The organism is Bradyrhizobium sp. Ai1a-2 (assembly GCF_000426245.1).
Classification (GTDB): domain Bacteria; phylum Pseudomonadota; class Alphaproteobacteria; order Rhizobiales; family Xanthobacteraceae; genus Bradyrhizobium.
On sequence record NZ_AUEZ01000047.1, the window covers coordinates 34907 to 47554 of the forward strand.

Annotated in this window: 11 protein-coding genes; 4 read left to right on the forward strand and 7 right to left on the reverse strand. The window is 64.7% G+C overall.

Annotated features, from left to right (window positions below; all coding sequences use genetic code 11):
• Positions 1 to 18: 18 nt before the first annotated feature.
• The gene (locus K288_RS0126450; protein WP_027582285.1) at positions 19 to 1074 is read right to left on the reverse strand and encodes a glycosyltransferase family 1 protein; all 1056 of its coding nucleotides are present in this window, start codon (positions 1072 to 1074) and stop codon (positions 19 to 21) included.
• A gap of 135 nt (positions 1075 to 1209) precedes the next feature.
• Here K288_RS0126450 and K288_RS46605 point away from each other — a divergent pair, with 135 nt between their 5' ends.
• Positions 1210 to 2646, forward strand: coding sequence for a TAXI family TRAP transporter solute-binding subunit (locus K288_RS46605; protein WP_084799736.1), 1437 nt, complete (start codon positions 1210 to 1212; stop codon positions 2644 to 2646).
• Positions 2647 to 2743: 97 nt separating this feature from the next.
• On the opposite strand, the gene K288_RS0126460 is transcribed toward K288_RS46605, so the two are convergent.
• The 5 genes from K288_RS0126460 to K288_RS0126480 form a co-directional block, all read right to left on the reverse strand.
• Positions 2744 to 3451 carry an ABC transporter ATP-binding protein gene (locus K288_RS0126460; RefSeq protein WP_043160757.1) on the reverse strand — a complete coding sequence of 236 codons (708 nt, stop codon included), beginning with the start codon at positions 3449 to 3451 and terminating at the stop codon, positions 2744 to 2746.
• Positions 3438 to 4181 carry an ABC transporter ATP-binding protein gene (locus tag K288_RS0126465; RefSeq protein ID WP_027582287.1) on the reverse strand — a complete coding sequence of 248 codons (744 nt, stop codon included), beginning with the start codon at positions 4179 to 4181 and terminating at the stop codon, positions 3438 to 3440. The genes K288_RS0126460 and K288_RS0126465 overlap by 14 nt, the downstream gene beginning before the upstream one ends.
• Complete coding sequence (locus K288_RS0126470; RefSeq protein WP_027582288.1) at positions 4178 to 5107, reverse strand: branched-chain amino acid ABC transporter permease; 930 nt, start codon at positions 5105 to 5107, stop codon at positions 4178 to 4180. The genes K288_RS0126465 and K288_RS0126470 overlap by 4 nt, the downstream gene beginning before the upstream one ends.
• Positions 5107 to 5961 (reverse strand): branched-chain amino acid ABC transporter permease, encoded by an 855-nt coding sequence (locus tag K288_RS0126475; protein WP_027582289.1) that lies wholly within the window; start codon positions 5959 to 5961, stop codon positions 5107 to 5109. Before K288_RS0126475 ends, K288_RS0126470 begins: the two co-directional genes overlap by 1 nt.
• A gap of 94 nt (positions 5962 to 6055) precedes the next feature.
• Complete coding sequence (locus tag K288_RS0126480) at positions 6056 to 7270, reverse strand: ABC transporter substrate-binding protein (RefSeq protein ID WP_027582290.1); 1215 nt, start codon at positions 7268 to 7270, stop codon at positions 6056 to 6058.
• 292 nt (positions 7271 to 7562) lie between these two features.
• Between K288_RS0126480 and K288_RS0126485 the strand changes: the two genes are divergently transcribed.
• The 3 genes from K288_RS0126485 (at position 7563) to K288_RS0126495 (ending at position 11564) form a co-directional block, all read left to right on the forward strand.
• A complete protein-coding gene (locus K288_RS0126485) occupies positions 7563 to 8249 on the forward strand; it encodes a L,D-transpeptidase (RefSeq protein WP_027582291.1) in 687 nt (228 codons plus the stop codon).
• A gap of 291 nt (positions 8250 to 8540) precedes the next feature.
• On the forward strand, positions 8541 to 10109 hold the full coding sequence (locus K288_RS0126490) for a DUF4403 family protein (protein ID WP_027582292.1): 1569 nt from the start codon (positions 8541 to 8543) through the stop codon (positions 10107 to 10109).
• A gap of 243 nt (positions 10110 to 10352) precedes the next feature.
• Positions 10353 to 11564 (forward strand): ABC transporter substrate-binding protein, encoded by a 1212-nt coding sequence (locus K288_RS0126495; RefSeq protein ID WP_027582293.1) that lies wholly within the window; start codon positions 10353 to 10355, stop codon positions 11562 to 11564.
• 48 nt (positions 11565 to 11612) lie between these two features.
• Here K288_RS0126495 and K288_RS0126500 read toward each other — a convergent pair whose 3' ends face one another.
• Positions 11613 to 12530, reverse strand: a complete 918-nt coding sequence (locus K288_RS0126500; RefSeq protein ID WP_027582294.1) for an MBL fold metallo-hydrolase — start codon at positions 12528 to 12530, stop codon at positions 11613 to 11615.
• Positions 12531 to 12648: the final 118 nt, after the last annotated feature.

The following is a 12648-nucleotide window of genomic DNA, read 5'->3' on the forward strand; positions in this document are numbered from 1 at the left end:
TCCGGATCATGCTTCAATTTAACCTTGCACCGCACTGCGGCTCGCGACGTGGCGGGCCGGACGTAGCACCCGAGTCGGCTGCAACGCGGAGAGATTGCCGATGAACTGCCGCGCACTGTTCTCCCAGGAACGCTGCAGCGCGAAGTTCCGGCACGCCTCTCGCGACATCGTGAGCGCGCGCAGGCATGCGCTGCGCAGATCGTCATCGATCGCGCCGATCGGATGATCCGATATGACGTCCTTCGGGCCGGTGACCGGAAATGCCGCGACCGGCGTGCCGCAGGCCAGCGCTTCGAGCTGAACCACGCCAAAGGTGTCAGTCAGGCTCGGGAACGCGAACACGTCAGCGGCAGCGAGATGCGAGGTGAGGTCCTGCCCGGTCTTCTCGCCGAGGAAGACGGCGTTCGGGTATTTCCGCTCGAGTTCCGCCTTCTGCGGGCCGTCGCCAACCACGACCTTGGTGCCCGGCAGATCCAGCGACAGGAACGCTTCGAGATTCTTCTCCACCGCCACGCGGCCCATGGTCATGAAGATCGGCCGCGGCAGATCGAGCTTGGCCGGATGATCGGGATTGAACAGCTCGGTATCGACGCCGCGCGTCCAGAAACCGAGCTTGCGAAAACCGCGTTCGGCCAGTTCCTGGCGAAGCGAGACGGTCGCGACCATCGTCATGGCGCCAGCGGCATGGAAGCGGCGCAGGATCCAGTAGCCGACGCTGGCCGGAAGCCCCGTGCGGACCGACACATATTCCGGGAAGCGCGTCGTGTAGGACGTCGTGAAGGCAAGCTTGTGCCGCAGGCAATAGCCGCGCACCGCCCAGCCGATCGGACCTTCGGTCGCGATGTGGATCGCCTCCGGATCCGCCACCTCGATCCGCCGCGCGATCTCGCGCCGGTTCGGCAGCGCGACGCGCAGCCCCGGATAGGTCGGCACGCCGATGGAAGGAAACCCTTCCGGTGTCAGGAAAGTGATCTCGGCGCCGAGCGCCGCCGCGCTACGCTGCAGCGACGTTAGCGTGCGCACCACGCCATTGACCTGCGGATGCCAGGCGTCGGTTGCAACTATTATCCGCATCTCGAAAACCCGAAGCGTTAATGATTCTTCGGAAGGGAAGTTCTGACATTGATATTTCAGGCGTATGACGTCATCGATATGTAAGGAAGGTTTTTCGGCCTGCTCACACGCTTTTTCGGCTAACATGACAGAACGATGTCAGAGACGCGCGAAGATCCCGCTGCAAAGCGTCCCCGGCGGAAGCGAAAAAACTATTCGCTGCTGATTCTCGCGGCCGGCCTGCTCCTGTTCGGCATCGCCGCCAGCACGCTCTATTATTTCCTGCGGCCCGTTACGCTGACGATCGCGGTCGCCCCTCCCGGCAGCGACGACCAGAAGCTGATCCAGGCGCTGGCGCAGACCTTCGCCCGCGATCAGAGCCAGGTGCGCCTGTCACCGGTGCCGACGGAAAACGCCGCGGAAAGCATTGCGGCATTGACCAGCTCGAAAGTGGACATGGCGGTGGCGCGCGCCGACCTCAACCTGCCCGCCAACGCCGATGCGGTCGCGATCCTGCGCAAGAATGTCGTGGTGCTGTGGGCGCCCTCCGGCCTGCGCGCGAAAGGAGCGAAGCGACCGCCAACGCCAAAGATCAAGAGCATCGACGATCTCGACGGCCACCGCATCGGCGTAATCGGGCGGTCGGACGCCAACGTCACGTTGCTGCGTGTGATCCTGAGCGAGTCCGGCGTCAATCCGGACAAGGTCGCGGTGAGCCAATTCGCCGTCAACCAGACCGCCGAAATGGCGCGCGATATGACGCTCGATGCCTACATGGCGGTCGGCCCGCTCGACAGCAAGATCACCGCGGGCGCGATCGCCGCGACGGCCGCCGCACGCGGCGAGCCGAAGTTCTTGCCGATCGACGTCTCCGAGGCGATCGCTGCGAAGCATCCGCTCTATGAATCGGCGGAGATCGCGGGAAGCATCTTTTCATCCTCGCCGGCCTGGCCCGACGACAAGGTCGAAACCGTCAGCGTCGATCATCTCATCATCGCGCTGCATTCGTTCTCGGACACCGCGATCGGGACTTTCGTCCGCCAGCTCTTCAATGTGCGCCAGCAGCTCGCGCGGGAAGTCCCGGCGGCGGCGAACATCGAGAAACCCGACACCGACAAGGACGCAGCACTGCCGGCGCATCCGGGCGCAGCCGCCTATATCGACGGCACCGAACGCACCTTCATGGACAAATATAGCGACTACATCTGGTTCGCGATCCTGGGCCTGTCAGGCCTCGGATCGGTCGGCGCCTGGCTGCGGCATGCTTGGCGCCGCGATGAGCGCGATCGCTATCTGGACCATCGCGACAGCCTGCTCGAATTGATCAGCAGGGTGCGGCAGGCCGAGACGCCGGAAGCGCTCGAGAAGATGCAGGCCGAGGCCGATGGCGTGCTGCGCGAGGCGCTCGACTGCTACGACGACGGGGCGATCGAGGAAGGCGACCTCTCCGCGATCGGGCTCGCGCTCGACCAGCTCCACCACGCCGTCGCCGACCGCCGCGCCATGCTCGGCATTGCTCCGCCAGATGCGCCGCGCGCGCCCGAGTTGGCGTTGCCTCCTCTCCCCCTCCTTACGGGGAGAGGGTCGGGGTGAGCCGTAGCCCGGGTGGAGCGAAGCGCAACCCGGGATATCTGCTTCAACGGTTACCAGCGGCCCCGGGTTACGCTTGCGCTCCACCCGGGCTACAAACTCAAACACCCAGATACACCTGACGGATATATTCGTCGCCGGCCAAATCCTTCGCGCGGCCTTCGCGGACGGTGCGGCCGTGCTCGAGCACGTAGACGCGGTCGGCGATGCGCAAGGTCGCGGTAGCGTCCTGCTCGACGATCAGGATCGCGGTGCCGTCCTTCCTGATCTTCTCGATGGCGTCGAAGATCAGCCCCTTCAGCCGAGGCGCGATGCCGACCGAGGGCTCGTCGAGCAGCAGCAATTCCGGACGCCCCATCATGGCGCGGCCGATCGCCACCATCTGCTGCTCGCCGCCCGACAGCGTGCTCGACTGCTGCTGCTGGCGCTCCTTCAACACCGGAAACAGCGAGAACACGCGTTCGAGGTCCTCGCCGATCTCGGCCTTGTTGCTCCTGAGATAGGCGCCGAGCTGCAGGTTCTTCAGGACAGACAATTCCGGGAACAGCCGCCGCCCCTCCGGGCAGTGGCAGATGCCGCGGGCGACGACGTCATAGGGCGGCAGCCGCTCCAGCGTCTGGCCCTTGAATTTCAGCGTGCCGGTCGAGCCGATGGCGCGCGAGATCGCTTTCAACAGCGTGGTCTTGCCGGCGCCGTTCGGGCCGAGCACGCCGACCAGCTCACCCTTGTCGACGGTGACGCTGACCTGCTCGACGGCCAGCGCCTTGCCGTAGCGCACGCTGAGATCTTTGACTTCAAGCAGAGGCATGCGCGGCCTCCGTCTTGCCGATATAGGCCTCGATCACCCGCGGGTTGCGCACGATCTCGGACGGCGGTGCAATCGCGATGATCTCGCCGAAATCGATCGCGATGACGCGGGAGACCAGCGCCATGAACTCACGCAGCTTGTGCTCGATCAACAGGATCGTCAGCTTCTGCTCGCGATGCAGCCGCTTGATCAATTGCGCCAGCGGTTCGATCTCGCTGCTGCCGAGCCCGGCGAAGGGTTCGTCGAGCAGCAACAGGTTCGGTTTGGTCGCAAGCGCACGCGCGATCTCCAGCCGCCGCAGGTCGCCATAGGGCAGCGTCTCGACCGGCTCACGCGCCTTGGACCCGAGGCCGACGTGGTCGAGCAGCTCCTGCGCACGCGCCTCCTTGTCATGCGCGTCGCGCGCCCGCGGCGACAGGCAGGCGACGACAACGTTCTCCAGCACCGTCATGCCAAGGAAAGGCCGCGTGAGCTGGAACGTGCGGGCGACGCCGCGGTTGACGATCTTGTGCGGCGCCAATCCTCGCAGCTCCTGCCCCTCGAACAGGACGCTGCCGGTGTCGGCGGCGATGAAGCCGGTGAGCAGGTTGAACAACGTGGTCTTGCCGGCGCCGTTCGGCCCGAGAATGCCGGTGAGCTCGCCGGGCTCAAGCGAGAAGCTGACGTTCCTGGTCGCCGTGAGGCCGCCGAAGCGCTTGGAGAGGTCCTTCACTTCAAGAATGGCGCTCATCGGAAGCGCTCCGTCAGCCGCCGCCACAGCGGTGCGATCAGCCCGTTGGGCAGGAAGAACAGGATCAGCATCAAGGTCAGCGTATAGACCCAGAGCCGATATTCGCCGAACGAGCGCAGGAGCTCGGTCAAGAGCGTCAGCATGATCGCCCCGAGCGCCGGGCCATAGATCGATCCGATGCCGCCGACATAGACCATGATGATCACCGTGATCGACACCACGACCGAGAACAGCGGCGGGCTGACCTGCAACTGGTAGTGCGCGTACAGCGCGCCTCCGAGGCCGGCGAAGGCCGCGCTGATCGTCAGCGAGGCGATCTTGTAGAAGGTGACGTTGATGCCGGCGGCCTGGCAGGTCGCTTCGTCGCCGCGGATCGCGCGCAGCAAGAGGCCCCAATGCGATTGCGCCAGCGCGGTGAGAATCGCGACCGCCGCGACCAGGACCGCCAGCACGAACCAGTAGTAGTGCAGCGGCGACTGGATCAGCGGATCGAGGCCGTAGAGCCCCTCCTCGCCGCCGCTATACTCCCAGAAGATCAGGCAGAGCCGCTGCATGATGGCGGAGGCCGACAGCATGGCGAGCGCGAAATATGGCCCGCGCAGCCGCAGCGTCGGGAAGCCGACGATCAGGCTGAAGGCGACCGCGACCACCACCGCCGTCGGCAGGCTGTACCAGGGGTTGGCGTACCAGACGGTGGCGAGGAAGCCCGCGGTGTAGGCGCCGGCGCCGATGAACAGCGAGTGACCGAAATTCTCGCGGCCGGTGAGCCCGGACATGAAGTCCCAGCTCGCCGCCCAGATCGCATAGATCACGCAGACGGTGAGGACGCCGGTGAAATAGTTGCTGTTGAGCAGCACCGGCGCGAGGGCCAGCAACGCCACGACGGCGATGGCGCCGGAAAGGTCGACGATGGAAAGCTGCTTCATCAGAACGCCGCCCGCCGGCCGAGCAATCCGGACGGCTTGATCATCAATGTAATGACCACGGCGACCAGCGACACCAGTTCGGTCCATGAGGACGAAATGAGGTAGGCGACGATGGTCTCGGAATAGCCGAGCAGGAGCGCGGCCAGGATGCTGCCGGGGATCGATCCGAGCCCGCCGACGATGACGATGGCAAACGCCTTCACCATCGGCAGCAATCCCATGGTCGGCTGCACCGTGAGGAATGGCGAGACCAGGACGCCCGCGAGCGCCGCGGTGCCGGCCGAGATCGCCATCACCACCGAGAAGATGCGGTTGGTGGGAATGCCCATATATTGCGCGGCCTCCGGATCCTGCGACACCGCGAGGATCGCGGCCCCGAGCCGCGTGCGCTGGATGAACAGCCACAACAGGAGGAGCACGAGCACGCCGGCGATCAGTGCGAGCAGACGCTGCCCGCCGATGTCGACGCCGCCGATCGAAACTTTCTCAGCCACGAAGGACGGCACGTTGCGGTATTCAGAACCGAAGGTGATGAACAGCCCCTGCTCGACCGCGAGCGACACCGAGAGCGTGATCATCAGGACCGCGAGCTGCGAATAGCGCAGCGGCCGGACCAGGAACCGCTCCATCAACACGCCGAACAGCGCCACCGAAAGCACCGCCAGCGGTGCCGCGATGAACAATGGCCAGTGCAACAGGCTGGTGAAAACATAGGCCGCGTAAGCGCCGAGCGCGTAGAACGCGCCATGCGCGAGGTTGAGAATCCGCGCCACACCGAAGATCAGCGTGAAGCCGACCGCGAGCATGGCGTAGATCGCGCTCGACACCGCGCCATAGATCAGAATTTCAAGCATGCTATCCCTGTCGAACGTCGCGAGAGCCCACTTTCCCACGCTGACGCGACCGGCCACACGGAGCGGGCCGGTCGCCCAGCGGGAACAGACGCGATCAGTTGCTCATCCAGGGCGGAGCGATCATCTTGCCGGTGGCCGCTTCCTTCGGCCAGACCACGACGCGTTCGCCGTTCGGCTGCCACTGCACGAACAAGAGGTTCTGCAGGCCGGGGCCGGTCTTGACGTCATGCAGCTCGTCAAACACCATCTTGCCGGCGATGCCGACATGGTCGGTCTTCTCGAGCTCCTTGATGACGGCGTCGGCTTCGGTCGACTTGGCGCGGGCAACCGCGTCGGCATAGACGTAGACCGCATCATAGGCGCCGATGCCGGTGTAGACAGGCGCGGTGCCGTAGCGTTTCACGAACTCATCCCAGAACGGAATGGTCTTGGGCGTCAGCGGCGCGCGGATCGCGAACATGCCCACCGTCTCGCTATTGGCCTTGCCACCGACACGGCTGAAGAAGTCGGCGTCCTGGCTCTTGACGTCGATGCCGCCGATCGGGATTGGAACCTGCGCGTCATGCCACTGCTTGACGAACACGTCCGACGACGCGTGCGACAGGATCACGATCAGGTACTGCGCGCCGCTGTCCTTGACCTTGGCAAACAGCGGCGAGAAGTCCGCGGTCGAAGTATCGAAGAATTCGGCGAGCTTGACCTCGGAACCGCCGTCGATCGCCCCCTTCTTGAGGATCGGCACCAGATCCTGCACCCATTTCGCGTTCTCGCCGACGATCGCGATCTTGGTGAACTTCATGTCGTCCTTGAGCTTGCCGTTGATGAAGTCGACAAGCGCGCGGGCCTGGTGCGCCGCGTTGATCGGGAAGGCGCGGAAAATATATTTGTAATTGTCGTAGTCGCCCTTCACCTTCGCGGTGATCGCGGGCGAAGCGGCGCCGACGCCGATATAGATGGTCTTGGCGCGGGAGATGTGCGGCAATTGTGCGAGCGTGACGCCAGAGGTGTAACCGCCGATCAGGACGTCGGCCTTGTCGTCGGCGGTGAGCTTCTTAATCGCGGCGATCCCCTGCTCGGGGTTCTCGGTCTCATCGGCGACGACGATCTCGAGCTTGCGGCCGAGCACGCCACCCTTGGCGTTGATCTCGTCGGCCGCCAGCTTCGCTGCATTCTGGGTGTCGCGCCCGACCTGGAGCTGGATGGCGGTCGGCACACCTATGCGGATGGGCTGCTGGGCTAAAGCGGTTTGGGTGGAAATACCGAGACCGAGAATGCTCGCGGCTGCGAGCCATTTCAAGAATGGCTTCATTTCTAAACTCCCTGCCGCAACAGGCCTTTTCGCCTGATGCGTTTGTTTTTCTTTTAATTTCACCAACACTTTGCCCGTGACGCAAACGGCGAGTCAAGAACGTAGGTTGGGCAGCCTCCGCGCAGTGACGCAATGCGGCGACGAAATCTTAACGAAACAATTCCTTACCCCCACGAAACCATTTTGGCGATTTCGTGCAAACGTCCCGAAACGCTCGACCTGTACTGGATTGATCCAACGAGGCGCCAGACCACAAACGGTGCCACAGGGTGTAGTCAGACAGGGGTCGACAATGTTCAATTCCATCAAGCGAAACTCGCGCCTTGCCGCCGTCGCTTTGGGCGCACTTGCGATTGGCACCATTAGCTTTTCGACGTCGAGCGCGGCCGCTCCGCTGCCGTTCTTCCCGTTCATCATGGCGCCGCCGACCGAAGGGGCCCCGCCGCCCCCGGTTGAAGCTACGCCGCCGCAGGGTGAAGGCCGGTTCGAACTGCCCGCGCGCCTGCGCCGCCAGGTCGTCAATTACACGACGCGTGAGGCGCCGGGCACAATCATCATCGATACCCCGCACACCTATCTCTATTATGTGCTCGGCAACGGCCAGGCGATCCGTTATGGCATCGGCGTCGGCCGCGATGGCTTCACCTGGTCCGGCGTCCAGACCATCACCAAGAAGGCGGAATGGCCGGATTGGACCCCGCCGCCGGAAATGATCGCCCGCCAGCCCTATCTGCCGCGCTACATGGCCGGCGGTCCCGGCAACCCGCTCGGCGCCCGTGCCATGTATCTCGGCGGCACCGTCTATCGCATCCACGGCACCAATGCACCGGGAACAATCGGCACCCACGTTTCGTCCGGCTGCCTGCGGCTGATCAATGAAGACGTGATCGACCTCTATTCCCGGGTCAACGTCGGAACCAAGGTGATCGTGCTGCCAATGACCGACCGCCGCGCCGATCTCGGTGCGACCATCCGCTGATCCCTCCGAGATCCAATCGAAAATGGCTCCGGCCTCGCGCCGGGGCCGTTTTTCATTTCGCGGGCTCTCGTAGCCCGGGTGGAGCGTAGCGCAACCCGGGACGCCTGCCTGAACGATGTCGAGTGGTCCCGGGTTACGCTGACGCTTCACCCGGGGCTACGCACAGAGCAGGTTCGGCCAAACCGTGCCCAGCCCAGAAACGCCGCAGAGCGGACACCGCTTCGCCTCACTGGCGTATCTTTCCCCTTCCCTATAATAAGCGAATCGAGAGCTTCTTGATCCGGGGGAATGATGCGTCTGCAGATGCATCCGAAGACGATAGTGATTGGCGTCGTGGTGGTTGCGGCGTCGTTTCTGTTCAGCCTGAAGGCCATGGACTGGCTGTCGCCGCCCGCCGCGGTGCCGGCACCGCCGCTGGCCGAATTGCCGCCGCTGCCGCCTGCGCCGCGCAGCTCGGTGGTGATGGCGCCGATCGCTGTGGCGTTGTCAGCGATCCGCGACGTCGCCGACCGCGGTACGCCGAAGACTTTCAGCGGCAAGGCCGACAATCCGGTGCCGCAGATCCTGCAGAATGCCGATATCGGCTGGACTGCCTCGCGTGGGCCGATCGCGGCGACCGGGGCTGAGGACGTGCTGTCGCTCACCACGCCGCTGACAGGCGCGCTCAACGTCACAGGCTCGCTGTCGGCGAAGGCGACGGGCGCGATCGGCGACGTGCTCGGCAGCCTGCTCGGCGCCAATGCCGCCAAGCAGATCGGTGACGTCAACATCAAGCAGATCAATGCCAATGCCGAGATCAAAGGCAATGTGGTCGTCACCTCGCGGCCCCGGCTGGCCGCGGCCTGGCGCATCGAGCCGAATCTCCAGGCGCAGGTCAATCTCGGCGACACCGGCCTGTCGGTCGCAGGCGTCCGCGTCAACGTGCCGGCGCAGGTCAAGCCGCTGATCGACAAGACCGTCGCTGACCAATTGACCGCCGTGCAGACGCGGATGCGCAACGATCCGACCTTCGAGCAGAATGCACGCGCGCAATGGACGAAAGCCTGCCGCTCGATCCCGCTGCAAGGCGCAGGCGCCATCCCCAATATGCCGCCATTGTGGCTGGAGCTTCGCCCGATCCGTGCGCTGGCGGCGCAGCCGCGCGTCGACGCATCCGCGGTGACGCTGACGCTCGGCATCGAAGCCGAGACCCGGATCACGGAGGCGCCGACCAAGCCGGACTGCCCGTTCCCGGCGACGATCCTGATCGGACCTCAGACGCCGGGCCATGTCAGCATCGGCATGCCCGTCGACATGTCCTTTGTGTCGCTGACAAAGCTTTTGGAAGCGCAGCTCGCCGGCAAGACCTTCCCCGAGGATGGCTCCGGTCCGGTCGACGTCACGGTGAAGCACGCGAGCGTGGCGGCCTCCGGCGATCGCCTGTTGATCTCGCTGTTGGTGAACGCAAAGGAGAAGAAGAGCTTCTTCGGCTTCGGCGCCGAGGCCACCGTGCACATCTGGGGACGGCCGGTGCTGGACCAGGCGCAGCAGATCGTGCGGCTGACCGATATCGAGCTGGCCGTCGAATCCGAAGCCGCCTTCGGCCTGCTGGGTGCTGCAGCGCGCGCGGCGGTGCCGCAACTGCAACGCGCCCTCGCGGAGAAGATGACCATCGACCTGAAGCCGTTCGCGAGCAACGCCCGCGAGAAGCTCGCCGCCGCGATCGCCGATTACCAGAAGAATGACGACGGCGTGAAGGTTTCGACCGAGATCACGAGCCTGCGACTTGCCGGCATCGCCTTCGATTCGAAGACGCTGCGCGTGATCGTGGAAACCGAGGGCGCGATCGACGTTGCCATCAGCAAGCTGCCGGCGCTTTAATTGTCCCTCGCCCTGCGGGGATTGCCGTAGCCCGGGTGGAGCGAAAGCGTAACCCGGGGCCGCTCGTCAGTGCTGATACAGGCGTCCCGGGTTGCGCTGCGCTCCACCCGGGCTACGGACCGCGCGCGCAGACCTCCCCTGCGGCCGCACCGTCGTGTTGGGGGGCTTTGCTGGCCTGTTGGCACCGGATAGAACTGGCGGCGTTAATCAAAGCCCTCAACAAGAAGCCAGGGAGAAGAAACAATGAAACCGCTTGCGGCCGCCCTTGCGGCGGGTCTCGCGCTTGCTGCCTCCGGCGGCGCCGCCAATGCCCAGATTTCCGACGACGTGGTCAAGATCGGCGTGCTCACCGACATGTCCAGCCTCTATGCCGATGCCACCGGCAAGGGCTCGGTCGCCGCAGTGCAGATGGCGGTCGCCGATTACGGCGGCAAGGTGAAGGGCAAGCCGGTCGAGGTGGTCTTCGCCGACCACCAGAATAAGCCGGATGTCGGCGTTGCCATCGCCAGGAACTGGTACGACAACGAGAAGGTCGATGCGATCTTCGACGTGCCGACCTCCTCGGTCGCGTTGCCGATCTCGGCGCTGACGCGCGAGAAGAACAAGATCAACATCAATTCCGGCGGCGGCTCGTCCGACCTCACCGGCGTCGCCTGCTCGCCCAACACCGTGCACTGGACCTACGACACCTATGCGCTGTCGAACGTCGCCGGCAAGGCGATGGTCAAGCGCGGCGAGGATACCTGGTTCTTCGTCACCGCCGACTATGCCTTCGGCATGGCGCTGCAGCGTGATGCCGCCAACGTCGTCAAGGAAAGCGGCGGCAAGGTGCTTGGCGAGGTCCGCCACCCGCTCAACACCTCCGACTTCTCCTCCTTCCTGCTGCAGGCGCAGGCCTCGAAGGCCAAGGTCGTGGCGCTCGCGAACGCCGGCGGCGATACCACCAACGCGCTGAAGCAGGCCTCTGAATTCGGCCTCACCCAGGGCGGCCAGAAGATGATCGCGCTGTTGCAGGAGATCACCGACACGCATTCGCTTGGCATCCAGGCGACCCAGGGCCTGATCGTCACCGACGCGTTCTACTGGGACATGAACGACGAGACGCGGGCTTTCTCGAAGTGCTTCAACGAGAAGGTCGGGCACATGCCGACCATGATCCAGGCCGGGCTCTATTCGGCGACGATGCATTACCTGAAGGCGATCGAAGCCATCGGCACGGACGAGGCGCCAAAGGTGATGGCGCAGATGCGGGCCACGCCGGTGAACGATTTCTTCGCCAAGAACGGCAAGATCCGCGTCGACGGGCGCATGGTGCACGACATGTACCTGTTCGAGGTCAAGAAGCCCTCGGAATCCAAGGGCGAATGGGACCTCTACAAGCTGCTCGCCACCGTGCCGGGCGACGAAGCGTTCCGTCCGCTTGACAAGGGCGGCTGCCCGCTGGCGACACACTGACGCGCACGACACAAGCGAATGGCGGACGGACCGTCCGCCATTTGCGCGTCACGCCAACCGGTACGTTCCCCCAATCACGGGATCGCCGTCGGTTTCGACGATGCCTCGGGCGACGAGATCCTCCAGATGCGCCAGCACCGAATAGCCGGCAGCACCGGTTAGCCGCGGATCGAGGCCGATATAGATCGCGCGCACCATGGTCGGGATGTCGGCCTCCCCCTTGGCGAGGCGATGCAGGATCGAGGCTTCGCGCGCCTTCCGATGTCGCGCCAGGAAGCGGACGTAACGCGGACCTTCGGTGATTTCGGGGCCATGGCCGGAGAAATAGAGTTCCTCGGGCCGCTGCTCGAGCCGTTCCAGCGAAGCCATGTAGTCGATCATCGAGCCGTCCGGCGGGGCCACGATCGAGGTCGACCAGCCCATCACGTGATCGCCGACGAAATTGATGCCGCGCTCCGGCCAGGCGAATGCCAAATGATTGGCGGTATGGCCCGGCGTCGCCACCGCCTCCAGCGCCCAGCCGGAACCTTCGATCACGTCGCCATTCTTGACCTCGACGTCCGGCCTGAAGTCGCGGTCGGCACCGGACTCCGGATTATGCTTCTCGCTCTCGAACCGCGGCCGCGAGGCGCGGTGCGGGCCCTCGGCATAGACGGGCGCGCCGGTCGCCTGCTTGATCCGCGCGGTGTTCGGCGAATGGTCGCGATGGGTATGGGTGACCAGGATATGCGTCACGGTCTCGCCGCGCACCGCATCCAGGAGCGCCTTGGCATGCGCTTCATCGTCCGGACCTGGATCGATGATCGCGACATTGCCCTTGCCCACGATGTAGCTGACCGTGCCGGTGAAGGTGAACGCGCTCGGATTGTTGCAGAGGACGCGCCGCACGCCGGGGCGGACTTCGTCGACCACGCCGGGCAGAAGCGGAAAATCGCGGTTGAACGGGATGTCGTCGTTGTCGGCCATGCGGGTGCCCGGAATGCGGTCCTGTAGGATGGGTAGAGCGCAGCGAAACCCATCACGCGGCGCGTGAAGCGCTAAGATGGGTTTCGCTGCGCTCTACCCATCCTACGCTATCGACGTG

Coding starts and splice junctions, on each gene's coding strand:
- K288_RS0126450 (WP_027582285.1), bottom strand. CDS start 1,074: ATGCGGATAATAGTTGCAACCGACGCCTGGCATCCGCAGGTCAATGGC.
- K288_RS46605 (WP_084799736.1), top strand. CDS start 1,210: ATGTCAGAGACGCGCGAAGATCCCGCTGCAAAGCGTCCCCGGCGGAAG.
- K288_RS0126460 (WP_043160757.1), bottom strand. CDS start 3,451: ATGCCTCTGCTTGAAGTCAAAGATCTCAGCGTGCGCTACGGCAAGGCG.
- K288_RS0126465 (WP_027582287.1), bottom strand. CDS start 4,181: ATGAGCGCCATTCTTGAAGTGAAGGACCTCTCCAAGCGCTTCGGCGGC.
- K288_RS0126470 (WP_027582288.1), bottom strand. CDS start 5,107: ATGAAGCAGCTTTCCATCGTCGACCTTTCCGGCGCCATCGCCGTCGTG.
- K288_RS0126475 (WP_027582289.1), bottom strand. CDS start 5,961: ATGCTTGAAATTCTGATCTATGGCGCGGTGTCGAGCGCGATCTACGCC.
- K288_RS0126480 (WP_027582290.1), bottom strand. CDS start 7,270: ATGAAGCCATTCTTGAAATGGCTCGCAGCCGCGAGCATTCTCGGTCTC.
- K288_RS0126485 (WP_027582291.1), top strand. CDS start 7,563: ATGTTCAATTCCATCAAGCGAAACTCGCGCCTTGCCGCCGTCGCTTTG.
- K288_RS0126490 (WP_027582292.1), top strand. CDS start 8,541: ATGCGTCTGCAGATGCATCCGAAGACGATAGTGATTGGCGTCGTGGTG.
- K288_RS0126495 (WP_027582293.1), top strand. CDS start 10,353: ATGAAACCGCTTGCGGCCGCCCTTGCGGCGGGTCTCGCGCTTGCTGCC.
- K288_RS0126500 (WP_027582294.1), bottom strand. CDS start 12,530: ATGGCCGACAACGACGACATCCCGTTCAACCGCGATTTTCCGCTTCTG.